Genomic DNA, 26,936 nt, shown 5'->3' with positions numbered 1-26,936 from the left:
CAAATAATCTATCTTTGCAACTCACAAAATCAATATGAGTAAAAAAGGCAGGGTATTGGTCGCGATGAGTGGGGGAGTGGATAGTTCCGTAGCGGCCATTATGTTACATGAGCAAGGCTATGAAGTTATCGGAATTACCATGAAAACGTGGGACTATGCTTCGGCTGGTGGTTCGTCCAAAGAAACGGGCTGTTGTAGCTTAGATAGTATAAACGACGCACGTGCTTTGGCGGTAGGGTATGGTTTCCCTCATTATATATTGGATATACGGGACGAATTTGGAGATTTTGTTATCGATAATTTTGTTGATGAGTATATCGCGGGACGCACCCCTAATCCTTGCGTCTTATGTAATACACATATTAAATGGTCGGCTTTGATGAAGCGGGCAGACAAGTTAGATTGCGAGTTCATCGCAACAGGGCACTATGCTAATATTCGTCAACAGGATAATGGAAGGTATGTTATTTCCAAAGGCCGTGACGAAAATAAGGATCAATCTTATGTGTTATGGGGGGTGTCGCAAGAAAATCTTGCTCGTACGCAGTTTCCATTAGGCAATTTTACCAAGCAGGAGATCCGACAGATGGCCTTGGAAATGGGGCAAGAGGAGTTGGCAAAGAAATCGGAGAGCTATGAGATCTGCTTCGTTCCTGATAACGATTATCGAGCCTTTTTACGGCATAAACGCCCGACGCTTGATGCGGAAATAGGTCCCGGCAATTTTATATTGTCAGACGGCACAGTTGTAGGTCAGCATATCGGTTATCCGTATTTTACGATCGGTCAGCGTAAGGGCCTCGGCATTGCCTTAGGTAAGCCTATGTTCGTGATCGAGATATTGCCAGAGAGTAATACCGTCATGTTAGGGGAAGAGCACGAACTCGAAAAATCGCAGGCTTTCGTACGGGATATCAATTTGATCAAATATGCTTCAATCGAAGAGCCGATGGAAGCCATTACAAAAATACGTTATAAAGACGCCGGCGCGTTGTCTACAATTACGCAGCAGGGTAACGTCATGCAAGTTGACTTCGCACATCGTGTGAAAGGAATTGCACCGGGCCAATCAGCTGTCTTCTATGAAGGCAATGATTTATTAGGTGGAGGATTTTTAATGAAATAAAAAAGGTTCGCTTTAGCGAACCTTTTTTTATGGTTATAATTTACCGACTTCTTGTGCTAAATCGATAATCTTATTAGAGTAACCCCATTCGTTATCGTACCAGGATACCACTTTCACAAAGTTATCGTTCAAAGATATACCTGCTTTCGCATCAAAAATCGATGTGCGTGCATCTCCGATGAAGTCAGAAGATACTACTTCATCTTCCGTGTACCCTAGGATACCTTTCAAATCCCCTTCAGAAGCCTCTTTCATCACTTTTTTAATTTCTTCGTAAGAAGCTCCTTTTTCCAAACGAACGGTCAAGTCTACTACAGAAACGTCAGCAGTCGGAACACGCATAGACATACCTGTTAATTTTCCTTTTAATTCAGGAAGAACCAATCCAACGGCTTTCGCTGCGCCGGTAGAAGATGGGATGATATTTTGGTATGCACCACGGCCGCCTCTCCAGTCTTTTACAGATGGACCGTCTACGGTTTTTTGGGTAGCTGTTACTGCATGTACGGTAGTCATCAAACCTTCTAGAATACCGAAGTTATCGTTCAATACTTTTGCAAGTGGCGCTAAACAGTTTGTTGTACAAGATGCGTTGGATACAATGGTGTACTCCGCCTTTAATTCTTTATGGTTTACACCCATTACGAAAGTAGGTGTGTCATCCTTTGCAGGGGCTGACATCACTACCTTTTTAGCACCGGCATCGATGTGTTTCTGTGCTGTTTCTTTTGTTAAGAAAAAGCCAGTTGATTCGATAATGACCTCGGCACCTACTTCGTCCCATTTTAAGTTGGCAGGATCTCTCTCCGCTGTTACGCGAATCGTGTTTCCGTTGACGATTAAGTTTCCGTCTTTAACTTCTACTGTACCATCGAATTTTCCGTGTGTAGAATCGTATTTTAACATGTATGCCAAATAATCTGGCTCTACCAAATCGTTAATACCTACTACTTCAATATCCTTGCGGTTAATTGCCGCTCTAAAAGCTAAACGGCCAATACGACCGAATCCGTTAATTCCAATTTTCATTTTCTCTATTAGTTTTTATTAATGTAATACTTTATTAAGTTTTGAACTGGCTCCTTAATAATAGAGCCAATATGTAAGCCATGTTCTGCGCTTAGTTCCCGCAACCAATCTGCGTAATTGTTGGCGACGGACCCCGTGAAATTGAACACGCTATCCGGGTAATTTTCCGATAGCGGTATCAAATATGTTCTTATATATATATCCAGCCCTTTTTTTATTAGTTGTGTAAAATAAGGTTCATCACGATGTTCATAGATAAAATCTGCAAAGCTGGTTAAGAAAAGATTCGGGTTAGGGTTGTAATATACTCGTTCTAATATGGAGCGTCGGTCAAGGTTATATTTATTTAATAATTTTTCTCGGATGCTACTGGGCATTAAACCAGTTAAAAAATCTTTCAGCAATTGTCGACCTAACCAATTTGTAGAGCCTTCATCCGCTAAAATATATCCCATGCCGTAATTGTTCGGTAAGAGTTTACGACCATTATAATAGGCTGCATTCGAACCGCTGCCTATAATACCCACGATGCCCTTTTCGTCTCCAAAGGTTGACTTTGCAGAGGCTTCCATATCGTGTCCTGCTTTTACTTTAGCATGCTTAAAAAATTGCGCGAATATTTGTTCTATTTTTTGTTGCCGCTCCGGTGTAGATACCCCTGCACCGAAAAAGAAGATTTTACGAATTTTTTCGGCATTGTTAATGAGATGGTTGCTCTTATTTAGTAATTGTGTGATGTATCGCTCATCTTGTATATACGAGTTGATGCCCGGTGTGCGAAATCCGTGTAGTACACGTTTTTTATCCGCAATCCGCCAGTCTGCATACCTTGACCCGCTAAATACAACTACTATCATTCTTAAAAATATATAAAGATGAATGCACGAAAAGTCAAAAATAAAGAATGTTAACTTATAAAGCCATTATTTTTGCAATTTCAACAAGGTCTTCATTAAGTTTTAATTCTTTTTTACTAAGTGCCTCTTCTAAAGGTGTGGTTACCATCTCTGATCCACGGATGCCGATCGTTGCTCTGGTGTTTCCTTTTAAAAGCTCATTAACAGCGGAATAGCCCATTCGGGTCGCTAATACCCGATCGGCGCTACTGGGAGCGCCACCCCGCTGTAAATGTCCTAATATACTAACTTTTGTATCATAATCACCAAATTTTTCACGAACACGTTTCGCAACATTATTCGCGCCCCCGTTTTTATCTCCTTCCGCGACAATAACAATCATGGACGTTTTGTTTCGGTCGGCAGCGTGGGCTAACATGTCGATAAGCTCATCAATAGCGGTATCTTTCTCGGGGAGAAGGATCGCTTCAGCGCCACCAGCGATACCCGCATTAAGTGCAATACATCCCGAATCACGTCCCATCACTTCGATAAAAAACAGGCGGTTATGGGAGGCTGCCGTATCGCGGATTTTATCAATCGCTTCGATAACAGTATTGTTTGCCGTGTCATAGCCGATGGTCAGATCCGTACCATTTAGGTCATTGTCGATAGTTCCTGGGATACACATCACCGGGATGTCGAATTCCCGCGAAAAGATCTCTGCACCGGTAAACGTCCCATCACCCCCAATCGCTACCAAAGCATCAATACCCGCCGCACGAACATTTTCGTAGGCTTTTGCACGTCCCTCGGCCGTTTTGAATAGCATACACCGGGCGGTCTTCAGTATAGTTCCGCCTTTTTGTATAATAGAACTTACCGATCTGCTATCCATCTCGAACATCGTATTATCGATCATGCCTTGATAGCCGTGATAAATACCGGTGACTTTCTTATCATTATGTAAAGCCGTTCTCACAACAGCGCGTATAGCAGCATTCATTCCCGGGGAATCTCCCCCCGAAGTAAAAACGCCGACTCTTGTTATTTTTCTCACTCGATTACTCATTTTAGGTTCTACGAATATAGTGTGTATTTCCTACACTATTAAATTTTTTTTGTTTTTTTTGGATTATTATGATAATATTGGTGAATATTGATTTTAAATCACATTGTTTTGCAGACTCATTTCACCATAGATTGTGTTATATATAGTTTCAACGAAGGTAAACTTCAGTTGTTATTAACGGAGAGGAGTGTATATCCTTATAAGGATTGGTGGGCGTTGCCGGGATTCTTCGTAGAAAAAGACGAAGAAATGGAGGACGCCGTGAAACGTATTTTGTACGAGCATACCGGTCTAAAAGACATTTTTATGGAGCAGTTAGGCGCGTTTGCGGATGTAAAGCGCCATCCGGAGGGGCGCATATTAACTGTTGCCTTTTCGACTATCGTGAAATATGAGGACGTAAAATCTAAGATTAAGCCGACGACTTCCTATATGCGTCAGGCGAAGTGGTTCCCTATCGATCAGTTGCCCGTGGTGGCTTTTGATCATGCCAAAATCGTAGAGCAAAGTATGCAGAAGCTCAAGCATACAATTAGTTATTCTACGGCCGTTTATGAGCTTTTGCCCGAGAAATTTACATTAACGCAGTTGCAGCAGGTGTATGAAGCTATTTTAGGAAAAACGCTTGATAAGCGAAATTTCCGAAAAAAGATAGCTAATGCAGGATTTCTTAAAGAACTATCGGAAGTACAAAAGGGGGTTTCTTATCGCGCAGCACGGTTGTATAAGTTTGATAAGCGTAAGTTTCAGAAACAGCTAGGCCTCCTATAATTTTTTTATTTACAGTTAGATTACAAATCCTGTGAGATTATTTCTTGCAGTATCATTTTGTTTTTATACTTTTGAACGTTTTTAGAAAAAAGTCAAAAAGTATAAAGGTAAGTATGGATCGTAAAAAGGAACAGATTGTGCAGGCGGCTCTTAAACGATTTTCCCATTATGGTTTTAATAAAACAACGATGAGCGAGATCGCGGTAGATCTGAATATTACAAAAGCGAACCTCTATTACTATTATCCTGATAAAAACGCACTTATTAGAGATGTGCTTGCTTATATCTCCGAAGAGATTTTTGCGAAGCAATATGAGGTGTTAAAGCAGTATAACGGTGGATTGGTGGAAGTGCTATGTAAATTGTTGGAAGTAAAGGCTGACTTTTTGAAAGACTATTATGTTCTTCATATTAATGAGAATCTGGAATGGATCAAAGGGCAAGGGATAGGGACATTGTTGGAGCAATTCCATTATAAAAATATCGAGATAGCCCAAGATTTGTTAGCGCAGGCTACCGAACGCGGTGAAATTGAGTTGTCTTCCGTCGAGGAAGCAGCTGTCTCGTATACGGAGATTATGGCAGGATTAAGCCTCATTCGCAGCGTCGCAGATACGATTTCTGGCATGCCAAATGCGGCGAATGTAGATGATATTCTGGTTAGCCAGAAAAAGGCTACAAAATTGATATTCCAAAATAAAATAGAGTCGAAAAATTAGTTTTATAAATCATGTTTTCAAAAATGAGATTTAAATATTTAGGAGTAGTAGCTGTCGGCATATTGCTGCAGGTAAATCCACTCCAAGCGCAAGAAGTGCTGACGTTACAAGATGCGATAAAGTATGCGCTCGAAAACAAAGCCGAAGCCAAAACTGCTAAGCTAGATGTTGAAAACGCCCAATATCAGATTGACGAAGTACGGGCTGGAGCCCTGCCCCAAATCAACGGTTCGGGAACATTGAAGTATAATATCATTATACCGGAAATGGCACTTGATTTTGGGGGGGAGACGATTACAGCGAAGATGGGTCAACCGTGGAATTCCACTGCAGTTGTTTCATTGAATCAGCAATTGTTTAACCAAACGGTTTTTACCGGACTGAAAGCAGCCCGCACAACAAGAGAGTTTTATCAGCTTAACGCACAATTAACCGATGAGCAGTTAATTGAAAATGTTTCGAATGCGTATTATGATATTTTCCAAACGCAACTGCAATTACAAACGATCCAGAATAATTTAGACAATACAAGCAAAACACAAAGAATCATCGATGGCATGGTCACGGCAGGTCTAGCGAAGAAAATTGATCTAGATCGTTTATCTGTAGCGGTAAATAATTTGGAGTCGCAAAAGCAACAGATAAAAAGCGCTTTACAGTTAAAAGAAAATGCGTTGAAATTTGCGATTGGCATGCCGATGCAAAAGGGGATTGAACTGCCTGAAGAAACATTTGAAATAAATCCATCTATTTCTTTGCAAATCAATGATGTGGATAGAAGGTCGGAAGTGCTTTTGAGCGAAAAACAGATCGAATTGTACGAATTAAATAAGAAGGCGCAGATATCGAATTTATACCCTACATTATCGTTGGGAACTGATTTTGGATTTACTGGTTTCGGGAAAGGGTTCCCGATAGGGGGAGATTTCATGTGGCCAAAAACGTCCAGTATCGGACTGAATTTGTCAATTCCGATTTTTACCGGGGGAGCAACTAAGGCGCGAATTTCTCAGGCCAATATCGATATTCGCAAGGCGCGGGTAGCGTTAGAGGATATGAAGTTAGGTATTTCCTTAGCGAATGAAAACGCAAAAACCCAAATTCGGAATAGTTTATTAACAGTGGATGCAAACCGAAGAAACGTGACGTTGGCTAGAGAGGTATTGAGCAATACGCAAAACAACTACAATAATGGTTTGGCTACGTTAACTGATCTACTGGATGCCGAAAAGGCTTTGGCTGATGCTGAGACTAATTTGAATACTTCTTTATTAGATTACAAACTAGCGGAGATACAAATTATCAAAGCAAACGGAAATTTAAAAACATTAATCAACCAATAATCAACATACTTATACATATCAAATATGAAACGGGTAATTATAACGGTAATCATCATTGCTGCAGCACTAGCAGGAATAGTGTTTATTTTGAGTCAGAACAAGGCTAAGAACGAGGCCGATACAGCTACAGTGGCCATTCAAAATGCAGCGGTAGCCGTTCGCGCTGATACGGCAGATTTTAAAGATGTAAATGCGGAATACATAACCAATGGTGTATTTGCGCCTAAGCAGGAAGTGATGTTATCAGCAGAAGCTTCCGGCAAGGTGATCAGGGTACTAGTAGAAGAGGGGACTTATGTAAAAGGCGGTCAGACTTTAGCAATCATCGATGGTGATAAACAGAGTGTCAACGTGTCTAACGCGCAAGCGGTTTACGCAAATGCTGAGGCGGAAGTAGCCCGTTTTGAAAGTGCATTTTCGACGGGAGGGGTTACGAAGCAACAATTGGATCAAGTCAAGCTCCAGTTGGAAAACGCCAAGAACAACTTGAAGTCCGCACAGCTTTCCGCATCGGATGTAAATATTTCAGCTTCCTTTGCAGGTATTATTAACAAGAGAAATATTGAACCCGGATCTTATGTAAGTCCCGGACAAGAACTCTTTGAAGTGGTTAATGTATCAACGTTAAAGTTGAAAATAAATGTCGACGAAAAGAATATTGGACAGACAAAATTGGGGCAAAGTGTTAGGGTGGAATCACCGGTATTGCCTGATCAAACTTTTTATGGTACAGTGACATTTATTGCACCCAAAGCAGATGGTAGTCTGAATTTTCCGGTAGAGTTGGAAATAAAGAACAATGCTAACAACGATTTGAAAGCGGGTATGTATGGTACGGCTTATTTCGGCGGAGAACAGTCGGTTAATGCCTTGGTTGTGCCGCGTGGTGCTTTCGTGGGAAGCGTTAGTTCTAATCAGATCTTCGCTATAGAAAACGGAAAAGCAGTTTTGAAGAAGGTCGTGTCGGGTAGAAACTTTGGTGATTATATTGAAGTTGTCTCTGGATTAGAGAAAGGCACGGTGGTAGTTACTTCCGGTCAGATTAACCTATTGGAGGGAACGCCTGTAGAAATTATTAAGTAAAAAAAGACTCTTTCAATGAAGATTTCTGAAATATCTATAAAAAGACCGAGTATAATAATCGTCTTGTTTATTATACTTACGCTTGGCGGGATATTCTCCTATAGCCAAATGGGTTACGAGCTCGTGCCGAAATTTGAGGTCAATGTCATCACGGTACAAACGATTTATCCGGGTGCGGCTCCTTCGGAGGTTGAAACATCCGTAACTAAAGTTGTCGAAGACGCCGTCGCCTCATTAGAAAACGTAAAGAAGATCGAGTCGAAATCGATGGAATCGGTTTCCGTTGTCATGATTCAGCTCAATACCGGTGCAGATGTTAACTTCTTGCTTACGGATGCACAGCGAAAAATAAACGCAGTCATCAACGAATTTCCGGATGATGTCGAAACCCCGGCTTTATCTAAATTCTCGTTGGACGACGTACCGATTATGAATCTTTCGGTGACGTCTAATCTGTCAGAGAAGGATTTATACGATCTCCTCGATCAGAAAATTCAGCCCGTTTTTGCCCGAATTAATGGGGTAGCCAAAGTGGATATGATCGGGGGAGAAGAGCGTGAAATTCAGGTAAGTGTAGATCCTAATAAATTGGAGGGTTACGGGCTGTCCGTTTCGCAGGTGCAGCAAGCTATAGCTTCTGCTAACCTTGATTTTCCCACTGGTAACGTGCGTACACGGAATAACCAGACGACTTTGCGTCTAGCGGGTAAATTTACGAGTATTGATGAATTGCGCGATTTGCCCATCACGACGCCGAGTGGGTCCTCCATTCGTCTACGCGATGTTGCGGATGTGCAAGATGGTATCAAAGATATCGAGAAAATATCCCGTATGGATCGTCAAAATACGATCTTGATGCAGGTGTTTAAACAATCAGATGCCAATGCTGTGGCTGTTTCCGAATTGGTACAAGAGGCAATTGCGGCGATTAACACCGATTATCAATCACAAGGAGTAAATATCATTATTGCAAATGACACGACGGATTATACCTTAACCGCGGCTAATAATGTGATTCATGACTTGATGATTGCAATCGCATTGGTAGCATTTATTATGTTGTTTTTCCTACATAGTTTACGGGATGCATTCATTGCGGTGGTAGCTATACCCTTATCGTTGATAGCTACCTTTATTTTCCTCAACATGTTGGGCTATACGTTAAACCTGATGTCGCTTTTAGGTTTGTCGTTGGTGGTCGGTATTTTGGTAGATGATGCCATCGTCGTTATCGAGAACATCCACCGCCATATGGAGATGGGGAAAAATAAAGTGCGCGCTTCCTTCGATGGAGCAAAAGAGATCGGTTTTACCGTCTCGGCAATTACGCTGGTTATCGTAGTTGTATTCTTACCTATTGCGATGTCATCGGGGTTGGTTTCTGACATCTTGCGCCAATTCTGTGTTACCGTTATGGTGTCCACATTGCTGTCCTTTTTGGTGTCATTTACCATTGTACCCTGGTTGTACTCCCGTATGGGGAAATTGTCACAAATTAATAAACGATCATTTTTTGGCGGGATTCTACATGGTTTCGAAAGCGGACTGAGTGGTTTAACAAATTGGATTTCCGGGATATTGAAATGGTCCTTAAAACGCCGTTTAAATAAGGTTTTAGTCTTGCTAATTTCCGTAGGTTTGTTGTTTGCCTCCTTTGCCTTAGTGGGTATGGGATATATCGGTTCAGATTTCTTCCCAGGTAACGATAAAGGGGAGTTTTATCTGCAAATGGAGATAAATAAAGATGCGTCTTTAGAGCAAACCAACTTTATGGTGCAAAAGGCGGAAAACTATCTAGCACAAAAGCCCGAAATTGAACGGATGATTACAACTGTAGGGCAAGCTTCGGACGGGATGATGAATGTAGGGGGGACGAAATATAAAGCGGAGATACATATCATTTTAGAAAACGGATATAATAAAACCGAATCCACTAAAGTATACTCGGCGAAGTTAAAACGGGAGATGGAGAAGGTGCTTGTAGGTGCGAAATTAAAGACCGTGAATATGGGCATTATGGGGGCAGAACAAGCTCCGTTAATGATGACCGTAGTGGGTGCATCGCCCGAAGACGCTTTAGAAACGGCACGCACATTCGCGGATATACTCCGCGGTGTAGCAGGTGCTTCCGAAATCGAGTTGACCTCCGAGGATGGTAATCCCGAGATCAGTGTACAGGTAGATCGTGATAAGATGAACACCCTAGGGCTAAACGTAGCGACGGTTGGAATGACGATGCAAACCGCATTCTCAGGAAACACCGATACGAAATATCGCGCGGGTGACACCGAATACGATATTAACATCCGTTACGATGAATTTGGTCGTGGTAATATTGACGATGTCCGAAACTTGAATTTTATTAATCAACAAGGACAAGTGATCAAATTGGAGCAGTTTGCCGACGTTAGTTACGCCTCGGGGCCGAGTTTATTGGAGCGCCGGGATAAATCACCTTCCGTTTCCGTACAGGCTCAAGTGGTTGGCCGTCCGGTGGGTACGGTAGCAACAGAATGGGAAGCAGAAATTCAGAATCAAATTAGCAATAATACCCTTACCCTGAAACCGGGTGTTGCCTATATGTGGGGAGGGAATATGGAAAATCAGGAAGAAGGTTTCGGTACCTTAGGCGTAGCTTTGGTGGCAGCAATCTTGTTAGTATATTTAGTCATGGTCGCCTTGTACGATAGCTTTATGACGCCTTTTGTGGTGTTGTTCTCTATTCCTTTGTCATTTATCGGGGCATTATTGGCCTTGGCGATCGCAAACCAAACGCTGAACATCTTTACCATTTTGGGTATTATTATGTTGATCGGACTAGTAGCTAAAAATGCAATTTTACTGGTAGATTTTGCGAACCATCGGAAAGATGCAGGTGCCAGTACTTACGATGCTCTGATTGCCGCTAACCATGCCCGTTTCCGCCCGATCCTCATGACTACAATTGCCATGGTGGTGGGAATGGTACCTATTGCGTTGGCTACAGGTGACGGTGCCGATATGAACAGAGGGCTTGCTATTGTTATTATCGGCGGGCTATTGTCCTCACTTTTTCTCACCTTGGTTGTCGTACCTGTTGTTTATTCGATTTTTGACAGTATTAGCGCTAGATTCGGAAAAAAAGAGAAAGTTGATTATGTCGAATTGATGACCGCTGATTATGTGAAAAACGAAGAATACGTAGACGAGATGGAAGTCAAATATTAGTTTTCCAAAATTTGAAGAAATATCAAAGAGGTCAGCAATACATATGTTGACCTCTTTTTTGTTTCGTTAATTGAGCACGATTTTTGTAACAAACTAAATAACTATAAACCGACCCTTAGAACTGTACAGCTCTCTATTTGGTCGGCCGTCCATTATGTTGTGTTTGCTCACCTCGTCGGTGGACTATTTATTGTTTTTGGATTTCTTTATTCGTTTTGGTTTTATTGTTTTTGTTCCTGATCGTAGGTTCCGGAAAATACTCGAGGGATCATCTTATGGACAAACCCGGATATAATAGGTCTATCTAAACAAACGATAAAGACGTAGCGATATCGCTACGTCTTTTCTTTATCTTTTTCTATACATCGCTAATTCTTTCTGAAGAAATTTGCGAGTATGATGTATGCGGGTTTTTACGGTGCCCTCAGGTAAGCCAAAATGATCAGAAAGCTCACGGTATTTATATCCCTCCATGTACTGGACAAAAAGATCGTAATGGTCCTGCGGTAACTTTTGAAGGGCGTCCCGGATATCTTTCATAACAAATTTCCCCTCTACAGCATTGATCGTAAATGGCTCCGAACAGCCTTCACCACGATACCCAGCGCTCTGGAAGTTTTCATATTCCGTGTGCCGTTGATTCCGGCGATAATGATTGATATAGACGTTCTTCATGATCACATATAGCCATGATACGACTTTGGGATTATTAAAGAAATTGTCGAGGTATTTAATAGAACGTACTAACGTTTCCTGCACAAGCTCGTTGATTTCTTCGGGATCTTTGGTGAACTTAAACGCTATATTCTTAAGGATACTTTGGTTCTCCAATAATGCTAGATTTAATTTTTTGCTTTCCATAGTTTTCATGTTTTATCTAGTTTACGTTCGTTGTGGTTAAGAGGATACAAAAACAATGCAAACAAATCTGGCGAAAGCCTCGGGAGAGAGGCCAATCTCGAAATACGATAAAAATACGTATTAAGGGGATTTGTCGTATAAAAAGGTTTAATAGTTGAAAAAAAGATTAAGCGCGTTGTGTCAATGATAGCACGAATTTTGAAAGAAAACGTAAAACAGGTATTTTATTTTGCAGACAAGTATAAGACGCAAAACAAGTGTATAATTTACTAAGTTGCCCTATTTCTATAGTGGTTTAACGTAAAAAGTGTCTTTTTTTGAATGATGTTGCCCTTTTTTATTTATCTATGCCAATAACAGGCTGGCGTAGAATGTATGAGCAAACGTAGGCGATTTGGTACGGTGTATGGATAGTAGTTTTTTTTAATAGTTAGCCAAACAATAAATCGACATAATTGTTATGTCGTGGGCGATATGCTCTTTTATCCGGTGTCATGAAGCAATTTGAAAATCTCATCCTACGAGCCTTGGGGCAGTCGCCGGGCGCGACCGCAGTATACGATACTGCAATGATCCGTATTGCTTTTGCCAACCGGGCGATGCTCGAAATTTGGGGACGTGGTGAAGAGATTATTGGTCAAGATCTTGAAATTACTTTTCCGGAGTTTAAAACACAAGGTTTTACCGAAATTTTGAAAAATGTGTGGGTGACAGGGAAGATATATGAAGCCAAAGCTTGTCCTGTGAATATTACTATTAAAGGTGTTACAGAACTCAAATACTTTGATTTTACTTATCAGGCGATTGTAGAAGATGGAAATACAATAGCGATTGTGCATACAGCGGCTGACGTTTCCGCTCGGTTACGCGCATTAAAAAAAGTGGAGGAGCAAGAAGCTATCCTGTCGTTTAATAACGAATTGGAGCAATTGACGCGTATTTTATCACATGACTTAAAAAATCCACTGTCCATTGCTAGGATGGGAGCCCAGTACCTCCAGACAAAACGCACCATAGATGATTCGGAGCAATATAAATGGGCTAATATTATTTTAGAGGCGTTAAATAGTATTGAACATATTATCAACCACAAAATACAATTAAACCAAACCCGTATGTTGGTATACGATAAGGCCTGGATTTCTTTAGATAAGATTGTCCCTCAAGTATGTTCTGAAAGCCAGGAACTTTATAACAATCACCACGGTGTATTCGAAATTGGGAACTTGGATGCGTTGTACGGAAATGAAGATGTATTCTACCAGATATTTTTTAACATTATCGGCAACGCTGTAAAATATTCATCCAAAGAAAAGAATCCATTGATATCGATAAACAGTTCAAGAAAGCAGGGTTTTATTGTTTATACCATACGAGATAATGGTATCGGTATTCCGGAAAACGAACAAGTGTCCGTTTTTCAGGAATTTCATCGTGCAAAGAATACCGTAGGATTTCCAGGAACGGGTGTTGGATTATGTGTGGTTCAAAAGATTATGATTCGGCTGAAAGGTCAAATTACGCTTTCCAGTGAAGTGAATAAGGGCACTACTATCGAGTTATTTTTTCCAGATTTTACCAACGATAGCGATAAGAGCGATAATTAAAAATCCCGTACCAAGCGGTACGGGATTTTAATGTAATAGCTTACCAGATTTTAATCCGATCCGCTTGCGGTACATAAAGTTTATCACCTTCCTTTGTATTAAAAGCTTCGTGGAAAGCGTCTAAGTTGATGATAGGAGCGAAAGCACGATATTGAGCTGGCGAATGTGGATCCGTTTTTACTTGGTTCACCACAAACGCATCGGTTGTTTTGGTTCTCCAGATGGTAGCCCAAGACATAAAGAATCGTTGCTCAGGTGTAAATCCATCAATTAAACCTGGACTTCCTTTATCTGCCAAATACATTTTTAACGCATCAAAGGCGACTGAGGAGCCACCAAGGTCACCAATGTTTTCTCCCAAGGTGAATCTTCCGTTGACAAATACGCCGGGCACCGGTTCGTATCCTTCAAACTGAGCCACAAGTGCATCTGCGGCGGCATCAAATTTTTCTTTGTCTTCCGGTGTCCACCAGTTATTGAGGTTACCGTCTCCGTCGTATTGTGAGCCAGAGTCATCAAATCCATGCGATAATTCGTGACCGATAACTGCACCAATACCGCCAAAGTTTACCGCCGCATCTGCACGATAATCATAAAATGGTGCTTGCAAGATGGCTGCAGGAAATACAATTTCGTTATATAACGGACTGTAATATGCGTTAACCGTCTGTGGTGTCATTCCCCATTCTGTTTTATCTACAGGTTTGCCTTGTTTTGCTAAATTATCCTCGAAAGCCCATTTATTAAGCGCATGAACATTCTCAAAAAGAGACGTTCCTACCTGTAGTTTAGAATAATCTTTCCATTTGTCAGGATAACCGATTTTTACATTAAATTTAGCTAGTTTTTCGAGTGCTTTTTCTTTAGTAGGAGCCGACATCCAATCCAATTCTTTGATATGCACTTCAAACGACTTGATGAGGTATTTTACTAGCTCTTCACAAGCAGCTTTTGCTTCCGGTGGAAAATTATCGTCTACATATATTTTTCCTAATAATTCGCCAGCCGAACCATTGACAAAATCAAGGCCTCTTTTCTCCATAGCACGTTGCTCTTGTTGTCCTTTTAGCTGGCGTCCGTAAAAATCGAACGCTAGGGAGTCCAAATCCGACGATAGGTAGCCACTAGCTTCATTCATCACATTGAACTTAAGATACTCTTTAATTGTTGGCAGCTTTTCGGGTGTAAGAATTTTATCTAAGTTTTGGTAATAATTAATTTCCCCGATAATAACAGTGTCTGCTTTAAAACCGATATCGGCAATGTACTGTGCAATATCCATGTTCTTTACCATCTTACCCAAATCAGTTACTGCTACCGGGTTGTATCTTTTTTGGGCATCGCGGGATTCTTCGATGGTCTTTAGATATGACGCAATTTCCTTTTCAAAAGCGAGAATTTTAGGGCCTTTCAGGTCTCTGGAACGTTGATCCACTTTGCTGTACAATGTGGAAATAAAGTTCGCATATTGTCCGAGTGTTTCTGTATTTTTTTCGTCTACTTTTTGGTAATACGAACGTCCTAAGCCCAAACTGCCTCCACCAAGATAAACGGCATTTATATCGCTGTTTTTCATATGTGCATACACGTAGCCGCCGAAGAATGGATTTCCTCCTTCTGGTCCAACCTCCACTAGATAACGGTAAAGATCATCTAGGTTTTCGATGGCATCAATTTTGGTAAGATAGGGTTTGATCGGTTCAAAGCCCAATTGATTCCGATTCTCAGTGTCCACATAAGACTTATAGAGATCCGCAATTTTTTGACCGTCAGAACCTTGTTCAAACGTTTCTTTGAGCGATTTTTTCAAAATTGCTAACACGGCTTCGTCGGTATTCTCCCGTAGTTCATCAAAAGAGCCCCAACGCGCTTTGTCAGCAGGAATTACCGCGGTTTTCATCCAATTGCCATTCACATAGTTGTAAAAGTCGTCCTGGGGGCGGACGGTAGTATCCATGTGAGATAAATTAATGGCTTGGTGTAGTTCTTGAGGCGAACTACACCCCGCTGTCATCGCCGCTACTGCGGCTACTCCAACAATTTTTTTTATCATACGTTTTGTTTTAGTTTGAAAACCGGCTCTGAAGCTGTTTCCATTGTTGTTATTTAGTATGCAAACATAACAAAACTTCAGAAAATGAAAGGTAACGATTGCATAGGATGAACGGATTTTTCTGTATCTTGCTCCCATGATTTGGGTGGTCGATGATCAAGAGGTAGAGGTTCTTTTTAGTACGAAAGAAGAGGTCGAAGTGCACCGGTGGACGGAACAAAAAAAGGTTATACGTATACCTTTAAGTATGCAGAAGGCCGAAGCCGTTTGGACCATACGCAACTTTTTGCGTACGAAACGGCCGATGGACATGTTGTTCGGAGAAGAGCAAGTAGTGGTTTTTGATAAGCAGTGGCCCGTCAAATTAATAAGTAGTAAGAAAACTCCCTTTATTAAAGACGGCATCATTTACTGTTATACCAAAAACCGTCGATTATCCGAGGGGGAGCAGTTGAGGTTAAAAGAAGAACTCTTACAACAGGTTGTTTTCCAGCATGTCGGACACTGGGAAGAAATACTCGATTTATTGATCCCTCGTATTACCTTTCGAAAACTCAAAGGAAAGCCCTATATCGTTCAGCGCGAAAAAGAGGGTATTTGCTTTAACAAACAACTCTTAAGCCTGCCATTACAAGCTTTGACGTTTTGTGTATTTCAATCCGTAGTAGTCTACGGTGGGATAGCAGATAATTTAAGAAAACGAATCGTCGAAAAGCATTTTCCGACCGCTAAGACATTGGAGAAGACGATTTCGCATTTCTACCAGAATCTTATATAGACTATGAAAGAAATAATATCGAATTTAAGAGACTTAAACATAGGTATCGTAGGCTGCGGTTGGCTTGGAACCAGAATGGCGGAAAAATGGCAGCGAAATAATCTTCTCTATACGACAACCACTTCTCCACAGAAATTGCCGGTATTGGAAGCTCAGCGTTTCCACCCTTTCTGCATAGATTTCAATAGCAGTCGGGTAGAAGAAGTCTCGAGATGGGACGTCATGGAGAAGTTAGACGTCCTTATTATCACGGTACCTATTTCTTCCCGAAAGGATCGAAGTCTTCAGCACATTGAACAACGTATCCGTAATTTGACACTTTTCCTAGGTCGATTCGAAGGGCAGTTGTTTTTTATGGATTCCACTAGTATTTACCCAGCGGAAAAAAGGGAATTTACAGAAGATGATGTATCGGTTGAAGAAGTTGCTGCTGAACGTCTTTTAAGAAAATCCTATCCGGAGGTTAATATATTAAGACTTGGAGGGCTAATGGGGGATGAGAGACAACTGGGTAAATATGCTGTTACGGATCTGGATGCACCTGTTAATCATATTCATTTTAAGGATATTATAGCGATTGTCGAACAGATGATTCAGAAGCAATGTCGTGCTAAAGTGTACAATGTGGTAGCTCCTGTCCATCCGCAAAAAGGGGAGGTGATAGCCATTCAAAAAAATCAGTCATATGCTGGGCCTAAAGTGCAGAAGGGTAGGATAATTTCATCCGATAAACTCTTGATCGAGTTAACGTACGATTTTATATACCCGGACCCTCGTTATTTTCATATTTCACCCGGATTAGCTGATAATATATTGTAAAATTTATCTTTTACCAGTTTGAGGTACATGGAAAAAAAACAAGGTAATGACCTAGCAATTCCAGGCGCGGAAGTAAAATCACGCGGCTGGATTTTAGCTGCCCTCATGGTAACGATGATGCTTGCGGCTATGGATAGCACCATTGTGTCTACGGCTATCCCGCAGATTGTAGGTGATTTGGGAGGGTTTTCGTTGTTCAGCTGGGTGTTTTCGATTTATTTGCTCGTGCAGACTATCACCATTCCATTATATGGAAAGTTGGCTGATATGTACGGGCGGAAGCCGATACTGATTTATGGTATTAGCCTATTTTTGTTAGGGTCGGCCCTTTGCGCATTAGCTTGGAGCATGTACATGCTGATTTTTTTTCGTGGCGTGCAGGCACTTGGGGCCGGTGCAATTATGGCAACAGTGAGTACGTTAGCAGGCGATCTCTATAGTGTAGAAGAACGGGCAAAAATACAAGGTTGGTTGTCCAGTGTTTGGGGCGTATCAGCCATCGCAGGACCCGCATTGGGTGGCGCATTCGCAGCGTACCTTTCGTGGCATTGGATCTTTTTGATCAACCTGCCCCTGGGTGCAATTTCCATTACTTTAATCTATCTCTTTCTGCGCGAACGTAAACCTAAAATAATCCATAAGATAAAATTTTCAGGCGCGGCTTCCTTGCTCGTTACGACTGCACTTTTAATGTATGGCTTGTTGCAGGGTGGACAAGCTTGGCCCTGGCTATCATTTCCAAGTTTATGTATTGGCATGTTGTGCGTTGTTTTGTTAGGTGTTACGATCCGGTTAGAAAGCCGAAATCCCGAACCCATTCTGCCCAAATGGATTTGGGAGAATCGGGTATTGTTGGGTACCAATCTGGCATTAGTTGGAATGGGAATGACGATGATGGTGCCGAGTATGTATCTGCCTGTGTATGCTCAATCGGTTACAGGTGTGCATCCAATTGCAGCCGGCTTTATCTTAGCCAGTATGAGTCTCACTTGGCCACTCTTTTCGGGATTTTCGGGTAGGCTTTATCTATCCATTGGCTTCCGAAATACGGCTTTAGTAGGCATACTTTTCGTGATTACGGGTATTTTACTTTTTTTGTTTCTTCCTTTTCCTGGACCGGTGTGGATGCTTGTCGGTAGTCAGCTTTTGATGGGAGCGGGGTTTGGCCTGATATCAACACCTTTAGTCGTAGGCGTTCAATCTATTGTGGGGTGGCATCGACGTGGAGTGGCAACAGGCGCAAGTATGTTCTCCCGCTACTTTGGCCAAACGCTGGGTGCAGCCTTATTTGCAGCCGTTTTCAATTCCGTGTTGAGCTACACGTTTCAGCAAGTTCCAGCCGATCTACTTGGTGTATTACCGGAAGCCAATCAGGTAATTGAAGCGTTGCAGTCAAATCACACGACATCCGACACGCTGTTTTTTTTACGGCAAATGTTTCATTCGGCTGTTCATTATGTGTATATCGGGCTACTTATCTCTGCAACAGCTACTTTTTTGGTACTATTAGTTACCCCAAGTAAGTTCGAGCCATTAGCGGATAAATAGTTAAAAACCTTATCTTTGCTCCATGCTTGTAAAAACCGCAGAATTTGTCACCAGCAATACCGACGTTAGAAAACTTCCGGAACCTACGTTGCCGGAATACGCATTTATCGGTCGGTCGAATGTTGGAAAATCTTCTTTAATTAACGCAATAGTTAATAAGAAAGATTTAGCAAAGACTTCCCAGAAACCTGGCAAAACACAACTTATCAATCATTTTATAATAAATAAAAACTGGTATCTGGTGGATCTTCCAGGCTACGGTTATGCGCAAACGTCAAAAAAGAACCGCGCAGAATGGGGGCTTTTTATTCGAAAATATTTAAGACAACGCGAAAATTTACAGTGCATTTTTGTTCTCATTGACAGCCGGCATGAGCCTCAGAAGATCGATTTGGAGTTTTGTCAGTGGTTAGGCGAAAATGGTCTACCATTTGTGCTGATATTTACCAAAGCTGACAAGCAGTCCAAAACAAAATCCGAGCAGCATATGGCCCAATTTAGAAAAGCTCTCTTAACTTGGTTTGAAGAAGTACCCCCATTTTTTTTAACGTCGGCAGAAAAGAAACACGGAATGGAGGAAATTTTGGTCATGATAGATGAGATCAATATCAATTTTGTTTCGCCGGTCGCTGAATAGTAATCACCATGAAGAAGTATATGTCTCTCGTGCTGTTTGCTCACAGCATTTTCGCATTGCCTTTTGCGGTTATTGGATTTTTTTTAGCCATACAAACTACCGAGCACAGTTTTGACTGGAAAAAACTCTTATTGATGTTGGTGTGTATGGTTGCTGCCCGAAACGCAGCCATGGCATTTAATCGATATTTAGATCGGGATATCGACGCACAAAATCCTAGGACGGCGACGCGTGATATTCCCGCAGGAAAAATTTCTGCTTCCAATGCGTTAGGTTTTACTATCATAAATTGTTTGCTATTTATTGTGGCAACCTATTTTATCAACACACTGTGTTTTTATCTATCGCCCATAGCGCTGTTTGTTGTATTATTTTACAGTTATACCAAACGATTCACCCCTTTATGTCACATAGTTTTAGGGATCGGTTTAGGGCTGTCTCCGATTGGCGCTTACTTGGTAGTCACCAATCAATTTGATATGGTGCCGATATTTTATGGTATCGCTGTAATGTGCTGGTCTGGAGGATTCGATATTATTTACGCTCTTCAGGACGAAGAATTTGATAAAGCAAATGGACTACGTTCTATACCCGCTTATTTTGGAGGAAAGGGGGCCTTACGTATTTCGGAATTACTCCATGTAATCTCCTTCCTTTTCGTTTTGTTACCGGCTTTCTATATGCCGGTAGGCTGGTTTTATTATCTAGGCGTTATCTTTTACGGTGTCTTATTGATTTACCAACATCGTATTGTTAGTCCTACAGACTTGAGCCGTGTTGATCGCGCCTTTATGACGACGAATGGCGTTGCTTCGGTTATATTTACCGCATGCTATTTACTGGATATTCTCATCCTAAATTAGCTCTCCTTAACGTTCGTAAACCAACCGCAAGATCGTTGCAAAATAAAAAAGCCCAATATTAATTGGGCTTCTATCGCTTATTACAAAAAGTTTTAGTTCTTTTTATGACCAAACTCACCGTCTGCTTTGATTTGTACTTCATCGCTGATCATAGGCGCTGGGAAACCAGACCCTAAGCCGAAATCAGAACGTTTGATCTTTCCAGTAATTTGAATACCTGCTACAGGAGCACCGTCCGCATTCGGGTTTTCTGTAGTTCCACGATATTTCATTGTCATTGTCACCGGTTTGCTTACACCCAATAAGGTAAGGTTACCTTCCAGTGTATATGCATCTTTCCCTGCCTTTTTGATTGAAGTACTTTTGAAGGTCATCGTAGGGTGTTTTTCGACATCGAAAAAATCCGCACTTCTCAGGTGATTATCACGAGGTTCAACTCTTGTATCAATAGAGTTTGTCTGTACGGTTAACTCAATGGTGGCGTCGCTAAAATCGTCTTTAGCAGAAACGATAGAAACGTCGTATGCATTAAAATGTCCAGGAACATCAGCGATGCCTAAGTGGGTAACCGTAAAACCAAGCTTAGAGTGGTATGGATCTGCTGTCCAAGTGGTCTGTGCAAATAATCCTACTGAAACGAATAGGAATGTAAAAAATAACGTTAACTTTTTCATCTTCTCTCTTTTTTTATGATATAACAAAGTTACTATATACTTGGATGGCGTCTATTGATGTATGTTAAGAAATCAATTTAGCCGTATATATTCGTTCTAACCTCGCTATTATTCCGCTTCCGTTCGCTTCGCACAATTAAGCGCAAACCAGAATTTGCAGAATAAAAAGACCAAACCCAATTTCCCAGTAATTTCCATCTGTTTCTAAACCCAGCTATAGGGAATAAATGAATAAGTAACCAAGTGAGCCATGCAAAAAATCCCGTAAAAGAAAACTTCGGTAGATCGGTCACGGCATGATAGCGGGCGATAATAGCCATGCTGCCTTTATCTACGTAAGAGAAGGGTTTTCGCGTCTGACCTTGATCGTTAGCTACGATATTCTTTGCTAAGCGCCCTCCTTGTTGTATAGCTACTTGTGCAAGTTGAGGATGCCCATTTGGAAATTTAGCGTCTGTGGTTTGATAGCAAATGTCACCGATAGCAAATATATTATCATAACCTATTACCGTATTGAATTCATCCACTAAGACACGACGGCCACGGCCAAATTTCTCCGCCGGTAGACCCGGTAATTCCCGAGCTATGACACCGGAAGTCCAGATCAATGTTTTTGTTTTTATTTCCGTGCCGTTAGCGAGGATTACCGTATCATCTACATAGTCTTTGACCGCGGTATTCAGTGTAATATCCACGCCAAGCTTTTCTAAAACCTCTTGTGCCTCTTTTTGGGCGACACTACTCATCGGTCCCAACAAAGCTGGAGCTGCATCCACCAAGTGGATTTTCGCTTTTAATCCCACTAATTCCGGATATTCTTTTTTTACAACACGCTCGTTGAGTTCAGCGATCATGCCGGACACTTCGACGCCCGACGGGCCGCCTCCTGCTACTACGATGTTTATGTAAGCCTCCCGATTTGGATCATCTTTACGTTGGATATAATCCTCGAGATTAAGCAATAGTTTATTCCGAATCGCCAAAGCATCTGTAATATTTTTCATCGGGAAGGCATGCTTTTTTACATTTTCCATACCGAAAAAATTCGTTTCCGTGCCCGTAGCTAACACGAGGTAATCGTACAGGAGTTCTCCTGTATCAGTTTCGATAAGATTACGCTCAGGCTGAATATTCAATAACTTTCCCAGATGAAAAGCAAAACCGTTATATTTTTTAAACATTTTGCGGAAAGGCATACTGATATTCGATGCTTCGATAAATGCAGTAGCAGCTTGATAAATTAAAGGAGGGAAAAAATTATAATTATTAATGTCGACTAAGGTCACTTTATAGGCAGAACTCTTTCCGAGGGATTTTATAAAATTTATCCCGGCAAATCCACCACCCACAACGACAATGTGTTTTTTATTATCTGCCATAAATAAGCTGTTCGTTTGTTAAAGTAGTCGCCGCACGCAGATAGAACATCGTTTTCTTCTCTTTTGTTTGGCAAATGTAGAGCAAAGATAGGAAAACCGATAAGAATTGCAGTGTTATTTTCGGATACTCACTGCATTCTTATGCGCGTGTAGCCCCTCCAGTTCTGCCAGCGTTTCCACCACAGAACCTATGTGACTTAACCCTTCCTGAGAAATATGCTGAAAAGTGATTTTCTTGACAAAGGAATCTACTGATACACCGGAGTAAGACCGTGCGTAGCCTGAGGTAGGTAAAGTATGGTTTGTCCCAGATGCGTAATCACCTGCACTTTCCGGTGTAAGGTGTCCCAAGAAAACAGAACCGGCATTGGTAATGCGAGGGATTAAAGGCTTCCAATCGTTCGTTTCCAAGATTAAATGTTCCGGTGCGTAGTGGTTAGAAAACTCAAGGGCTTCCTGTAAATCACTTACTTCAATCGCATATGAATTCCGAAGCGCCATTTGTGCAATTTCGGCCCGCGGTAAAACCTCTAGTTGCTTGCCAAGTTCTTCATTCACGCGTTTGATGATGTCTGCCGAGGTAGCAACTAAAACCGCTTGACTGTCTGGTCCATGTTCTGCCTGTGCCAATAAATCGGCGGCCACAAAAGCAGGTTGAGCAGTATGATCGGCAACGACCAAAACTTCTGATGGTCCGGCCGGCATATCGATACTTACATTCGTCATGCTTTGGACCATGCTCTTCGCTTTGGTGACAAACTGATTGCCAGGACCAAATATCTTGTCTACTTTCGGTACACTTTCTGTTCCATAAGCCATGGCTGCAACGGCTTGTGCACCACCAACGAGATATATTTTGTCAATTTTCAGCAATTGAAGACAATAAGCTACGAAGCCATTGATTTTTCCTGTTTGTTGTGGCGGCGAGCAAACCACGATTTCTTTACAGCCAGCGATGCGGGCCGGAACACCCAACATCAGTAAGGTGCTCGGTAAAACAGCAGATCCACCTGGTATATACAACCCTACTTTTTCAATTGGGCGAACTTCTCGCCAACATTCCACGCCGGGCATGGTTTCCACCACACGTTCCCTACGAAGTTGGCTACTATGGAATTTATGAATATTTTGAAAAGCAATCTCCAATGCACGCTGTTGATCCCGCGTAATCGTACTCGCAAGTGCCGCAATATCTTCCTTTTCTAGATAAAGGCGTTCCAACGCAACCTTGTCAAACTTTAAGGCGAACTCTTTAAGCGAGTCATCCCCCCGTTTGCACACATCGCTTATAATCTGTGATACGGCATCTTGAATTGTATGCGTAGCATCCACATTGCGGGCAAGCAATTGCTCCATATCCGCAGAGGTTAAATGCTGAAATGAATACTGTTTTAACATTATAGTATTATTTTTTCAATAGGCATGACCACAATACCTTGTGCACCTGCAGCTTTTAATTTATTGATTTTATCCCAAAAATCATCCTCCGGAATAACGGTGTGAACGGCAACCCAATTCTCTTCTGCTAGTGGCACCACGGTAGGACTTTTAACACCTGGTAGCAACGAGGTAATTTGTGATAAGTTGCTTTTTTCAACATTTAATACGACATATTTAGTCTCTTTCGCGCGTAACACAGACCGCACACGCTGTAAAAGCTCACACAAAATCGGGTTTTCGGCAAGACCTTCGCGACCGATCAGAATAGCTTCCGAGCGCCTTACGTCAGCAAAAGGTTTGAGACCGTTACTTTTAAGCGTACCACCAGTAGAAACAATATCACAGATTGCGTCGCTTAAACCCAATCCGGGAGCAATCTCTACAGAACCCGAAATCTGACGTATTTCTGCTGAAAGATTGTTCTCCGCCAAAAACTCCTGCAAAATATTCGGATAACTGGTCGCAATTGCCTTGCCGTCTAGATCTTGAAGTGATATGATACTCGAGTCCTTCGGGATACCGATCTTTAAGGTACAACGTCCGAAACCTAGGCGTTCCAGATAGGTAACATTTTCCTGCGATTCATCGATAACATTCTCGCCTACTATACCCAAATCCGCGATACCCTGAGCAACATAACCAGGAATATCATCGTCGCGCAGAAATAAGATTTCAAGGTTGAAATTATTCACCGTAGTGATAAGGGAACTTTTATAATTTTCAAAATCAAGTCCACAGTTTTTAAGCAACTGAACCGATTTTTCATTTAATCTACCCGATTTTTGGATAGCGATTTTAAGATTCTTCAAAATGTAGGATTTTTTAATGTTTATTATATATTAATAAAAGAAAGATGACTCGGGGTTTTTGCTTCACATAGAAACACATTACATTACATATCGCCTAAATGGCGATGATGGAAATGGAAGTGATGCGTAAACAAGTAAGTCATTTTATTAATATAGCTGAACAAAAGTATATTATTGTCATGTGTTCTGCAAGTTTACCCCGAAATTATTTGATAATCCGCTTGATCTTATTCGATTTTTTTATCAATTTATGTAAACCTTCATAGTCTTCTTTTTCTAATTTCGTGTATAAATTTTGAAGTTGTTTAATATGCTCTTCCAACACTTCTAATACATTATCTCGATTTTGTTTGAAGATCGGAGTCCACATATCGGGCGATGACTTCGCTAAGCGAACGGTAGATTCAAATCCCGAGCCAGCAAGCTCAAAAATACGGCCTTGCGATTTTTCCTTTTCCAGAACCGTTAGTGCCAATGCGAATGAAGTGAGGTGGGAGATATGTGATACATACGCAGTGTGCATGTCGTGCTCCGCTGCATTCATGAATGTCGTCTTCATTTCCAATTGTTCGGTGAGCGCATCTGCTATTTCAAAAGCATCTTCATCTGTTCGGAAAGCTTCGACATAGACCATCACCTTATCTTTATATAGGTTGGGTATAGCTGCCTCAGGTCCGGAGTACTCTGTTCCCGCCATGGGGTGAGCTGCGATATAGCGACCGCGATTGGGATGTTGTTCGATTTTACGTAAAATATTCGTTTTTGTAGACCCCATATCAATAATAACTTGATCTGTTACCTTATCTAATACAGTAGGCAGTAGGTTCATAATGGTGTCCACGGGTACGGTGAGGATAACAACGCGGCTTGACAAAATTGCTTCCTCCAAGGGTAGTATTTCGTCTACTAATCCTCGTTGTAAAGCTTTTTTGGCATTAGCTTCATTTTTTTCTACGCCAATTATTTTATCGCAAAACTGTGTCTCTTTCAGTCGGAGGCCGATAGAACCACCGATTAATCCGACACCGACAATAGTTATATTCATGGTATAAGTTATGATTGATGCGTATTGGAAATTCGTTCAATGGCCTGATCAAACACCTCCTCTTTAGCACAGAGACTAATGCGGATATACGGTTTTCCGGCACTACCGAATATCCCGCCCGGCGTAAGAAATACATGCGCGTTCTGCAAGATGCGATCGCTTAAAACATATCCATCCGCGTGTGATTCCGGCACTTTCGCCCAAACAAAAAGGCCGACCTGCGAAAGGTCATATGTACAACCCAATATATCTAAAATCCGAAAAACCTTTTCTCGTCTTCGGGTATATACCGTATTTAACTCGGAATACCAGGAAGGATCTAAACGGAGTGCGGTAGCTGCTGCTAACTGCAATGGCAGAAACATGCCTGAATCCATATTGCTTTTAAACCGTAGAATTTCATCAATTCGTTTTTCATCAGCTATGAGCATACCAATACGCCATCCGGCCATATTAGATGATTTGCTTAATGAGTTTAACTCAATAGCCACTTCTTTTGCTTCCGGTACAGCCATTAAACTCAGTGGTTTATCATTTAATATAAAGCTGTAAGGGTTATCGTGGCAGATCAAAATATGATGTTTCTTTCCAAACGCCACGAGTTTCTCAAACAACGCTAAAGTAGCAGATGCACCAGTGGGCATGTGTGGATAATTAACCCACATCATTTTCACTTTACTTAAGTCGCGTTCTTCTAGTGCTTCAAAATCAGGCTGCCAGTTTTCTTCAGCCCGCAATTCATAGGAGATAGCAGTTGCTCCACTTATACGGACCGCACTGGTGTATGCCGGATAGCCTGGGTTTGGAATTAAAACCTCATCGCCCTCTTGAAGATAAGTCATACAAATATGTACAATCCCCTCTTTGGAACCAATTAATGGAAGAATCTCTGTTTGTGGGTTTAGGTGCACCTGGTAATAACGTACATACCAGTCCGCCATCGCTTCCCGAAGTACGGCAACACCCCTATAACTTTGATAACCGTGCGTACTAGTTTTACTTGCTTCGTCCTTTAGAACCTGTAATACGTCAGGGTGGGGTGGCATATCCGGGCTGCCAATACCTAAGTTGATCACTTGGGCCCCACGTTTGTTCATCGCGTCGATCTCCCGTAATTTTTTAGAGAAGTAATACTCCTCGGTATGTTGCAACCGTTGCGCAACTTCTATCTGCATATCAATAATTTTGAAATTTAGCGCCTAAATTACAGATAAAATGCAATAAAATCTGGTATTTG

The 26,936-nt window shown here is 41.5% G+C and carries 23 protein-coding genes; 12 read left to right on the top strand and 11 right to left on the bottom strand.

Going from position 1 to position 26,936, the window contains the following annotated elements:
• Positions 1-34 precede the first annotated feature (34 nt).
• Positions 35-1,126 (top strand): tRNA 2-thiouridine(34) synthase MnmA, encoded by a 1,092-nt coding sequence (gene mnmA / locus LKO28_RS02600; RefSeq protein WP_227693107.1) that lies wholly within the window; start codon positions 35-37, stop codon positions 1,124-1,126.
• A gap of 33 nt (positions 1,127-1,159) precedes the next feature.
• Here mnmA and gap read toward each other — a convergent pair whose 3' ends face one another.
• The 3 genes from gap to pfkA are packed head-to-tail and all read right to left on the bottom strand — an operon-like array spanning position 1,160 to position 4,063.
• Positions 1,160-2,155 carry a type I glyceraldehyde-3-phosphate dehydrogenase gene (gene gap / locus LKO28_RS02595; protein WP_227693105.1) on the bottom strand — a complete coding sequence of 332 codons (996 nt, stop codon included), beginning with the start codon at positions 2,153-2,155 and terminating at the stop codon, positions 1,160-1,162.
• 8 nt (positions 2,156-2,163) lie between these two features.
• Positions 2,164-3,012, bottom strand: a complete 849-nt coding sequence (locus LKO28_RS02590; RefSeq protein ID WP_227693103.1) for a hypothetical protein — start codon at positions 3,010-3,012, stop codon at positions 2,164-2,166.
• A 55-nt stretch (positions 3,013-3,067) separates the two neighbouring features.
• Positions 3,068-4,063: a 6-phosphofructokinase gene (gene pfkA / locus LKO28_RS02585; RefSeq protein ID WP_262905966.1), complete on the bottom strand. Its 996-nt coding sequence runs from the start codon at positions 4,061-4,063 to the stop codon at positions 3,068-3,070.
• Between the two features lie 108 nt (positions 4,064-4,171).
• Here pfkA and LKO28_RS02580 point away from each other — a divergent pair, with 108 nt between their 5' ends.
• The 5 genes from LKO28_RS02580 to LKO28_RS02560 all read left to right on the top strand — a co-directional run bounded on the left by LKO28_RS02580 (position 4,172) and on the right by LKO28_RS02560 (position 11,186).
• Entirely contained in the window at positions 4,172-4,834 is a 663-nt protein-coding gene (locus tag LKO28_RS02580; RefSeq protein ID WP_227693099.1) for an NUDIX hydrolase, read from the top strand.
• A 113-nt stretch (positions 4,835-4,947) separates the two neighbouring features.
• Positions 4,948-5,553, top strand: a complete 606-nt coding sequence (locus LKO28_RS02575) for a TetR/AcrR family transcriptional regulator (protein WP_227693097.1) — start codon at positions 4,948-4,950, stop codon at positions 5,551-5,553.
• 23 nt (positions 5,554-5,576) lie between these two features.
• The gene (locus LKO28_RS02570) at positions 5,577-6,896 is read left to right on the top strand and encodes a TolC family protein (RefSeq protein WP_227693096.1); all 1,320 of its coding nucleotides are present in this window, start codon (positions 5,577-5,579) and stop codon (positions 6,894-6,896) included.
• A gap of 24 nt (positions 6,897-6,920) precedes the next feature.
• Positions 6,921-7,979: an efflux RND transporter periplasmic adaptor subunit gene (locus LKO28_RS02565; protein ID WP_227693094.1), complete on the top strand. Its 1,059-nt coding sequence runs from the start codon at positions 6,921-6,923 to the stop codon at positions 7,977-7,979.
• A gap of 15 nt (positions 7,980-7,994) precedes the next feature.
• Complete coding sequence (locus LKO28_RS02560) at positions 7,995-11,186, top strand: efflux RND transporter permease subunit (RefSeq protein WP_227693091.1); 3,192 nt, start codon at positions 7,995-7,997, stop codon at positions 11,184-11,186.
• 348 nt (positions 11,187-11,534) lie between these two features.
• Here the strand turns inward: LKO28_RS02560 and LKO28_RS02555 are convergent, their stop codons facing one another.
• Entirely contained in the window at positions 11,535-12,047 is a 513-nt protein-coding gene (locus tag LKO28_RS02555; RefSeq protein ID WP_227693089.1) for an RNA polymerase sigma factor, read from the bottom strand.
• Between the two features lie 494 nt (positions 12,048-12,541).
• On the opposite strand from LKO28_RS02555, the gene LKO28_RS02550 reads away from it, so the two are divergent.
• Positions 12,542-13,654 carry a PAS domain-containing sensor histidine kinase gene (locus LKO28_RS02550; RefSeq protein WP_227693087.1) on the top strand — a complete coding sequence of 371 codons (1,113 nt, stop codon included), beginning with the start codon at positions 12,542-12,544 and terminating at the stop codon, positions 13,652-13,654.
• 40 nt (positions 13,655-13,694) lie between these two features.
• Here LKO28_RS02550 and LKO28_RS02545 read toward each other — a convergent pair whose 3' ends face one another.
• Positions 13,695-15,707 carry a M13 family metallopeptidase gene (locus LKO28_RS02545; RefSeq protein WP_227693086.1) on the bottom strand — a complete coding sequence of 671 codons (2,013 nt, stop codon included), beginning with the start codon at positions 15,705-15,707 and terminating at the stop codon, positions 13,695-13,697.
• A gap of 136 nt (positions 15,708-15,843) precedes the next feature.
• On the opposite strand from LKO28_RS02545, the gene LKO28_RS02540 reads away from it, so the two are divergent.
• The 5 genes from LKO28_RS02540 to LKO28_RS02520 are packed head-to-tail and all read left to right on the top strand — an operon-like array spanning position 15,844 to position 20,352.
• Positions 15,844-16,485, top strand: a complete 642-nt coding sequence (locus tag LKO28_RS02540; RefSeq protein WP_227693084.1) for a hypothetical protein — start codon at positions 15,844-15,846, stop codon at positions 16,483-16,485.
• Between the two features lie 3 nt (positions 16,486-16,488).
• The gene (locus LKO28_RS02535; protein ID WP_227693083.1) at positions 16,489-17,304 is read left to right on the top strand and encodes a hypothetical protein; all 816 of its coding nucleotides are present in this window, start codon (positions 16,489-16,491) and stop codon (positions 17,302-17,304) included.
• A 27-nt stretch (positions 17,305-17,331) separates the two neighbouring features.
• Positions 17,332-18,852, top strand: coding sequence for an MDR family MFS transporter (locus LKO28_RS02530; protein ID WP_227693082.1), 1,521 nt, complete (start codon positions 17,332-17,334; stop codon positions 18,850-18,852).
• Between the two features lie 22 nt (positions 18,853-18,874).
• A complete protein-coding gene (gene yihA, locus LKO28_RS02525; protein ID WP_227693081.1) occupies positions 18,875-19,489 on the top strand; it encodes a ribosome biogenesis GTP-binding protein YihA/YsxC in 615 nt (204 codons plus the stop codon).
• 8 nt (positions 19,490-19,497) lie between these two features.
• Positions 19,498-20,352, top strand: a complete 855-nt coding sequence (locus tag LKO28_RS02520) for a 4-hydroxybenzoate octaprenyltransferase (protein ID WP_227693079.1) — start codon at positions 19,498-19,500, stop codon at positions 20,350-20,352.
• Positions 20,353-20,444: 92 nt separating this feature from the next.
• Here the strand turns inward: LKO28_RS02520 and LKO28_RS02515 are convergent, their stop codons facing one another.
• The 6 genes from LKO28_RS02515 to LKO28_RS02490 all read right to left on the bottom strand — a co-directional run bounded on the left by LKO28_RS02515 (position 20,445) and on the right by LKO28_RS02490 (position 26,874).
• Positions 20,445-21,026, bottom strand: a complete 582-nt coding sequence (locus tag LKO28_RS02515; protein WP_227693072.1) for a YceI family protein — start codon at positions 21,024-21,026, stop codon at positions 20,445-20,447.
• 77 nt (positions 21,027-21,103) lie between these two features.
• Positions 21,104-22,405, bottom strand: coding sequence for an NAD(P)/FAD-dependent oxidoreductase (locus tag LKO28_RS02510; RefSeq protein WP_227693070.1), 1,302 nt, complete (start codon positions 22,403-22,405; stop codon positions 21,104-21,106).
• 114 nt (positions 22,406-22,519) lie between these two features.
• Entirely contained in the window at positions 22,520-23,803 is a 1,284-nt protein-coding gene (hisD, locus tag LKO28_RS02505) for a histidinol dehydrogenase (protein ID WP_227693069.1), read from the bottom strand.
• A complete protein-coding gene (gene hisG / locus LKO28_RS02500) occupies positions 23,803-24,654 on the bottom strand; it encodes an ATP phosphoribosyltransferase (protein ID WP_227693068.1) in 852 nt (283 codons plus the stop codon). Before hisG ends, hisD begins: the two co-directional genes overlap by 1 nt.
• A 205-nt stretch (positions 24,655-24,859) precedes the next feature.
• Positions 24,860-25,699: a prephenate dehydrogenase gene (locus tag LKO28_RS02495; RefSeq protein ID WP_227693063.1), complete on the bottom strand. Its 840-nt coding sequence runs from the start codon at positions 25,697-25,699 to the stop codon at positions 24,860-24,862.
• An 8-nt stretch (positions 25,700-25,707) separates the two neighbouring features.
• Entirely contained in the window at positions 25,708-26,874 is a 1,167-nt protein-coding gene (locus LKO28_RS02490) for a pyridoxal phosphate-dependent aminotransferase (protein WP_227693062.1), read from the bottom strand.
• Between the last annotated feature and the right edge of the window lie 62 nt (positions 26,875-26,936).

The sequence above is a fragment of the Sphingobacterium sp. FBM7-1 genome, assembly GCF_020687765.1.
In the GTDB taxonomy this organism is placed as follows: Bacteria; Bacteroidota; Bacteroidia; order Sphingobacteriales; family Sphingobacteriaceae; genus Sphingobacterium.
This window is presented reverse-complemented; position numbering and strand designations above follow the sequence as displayed.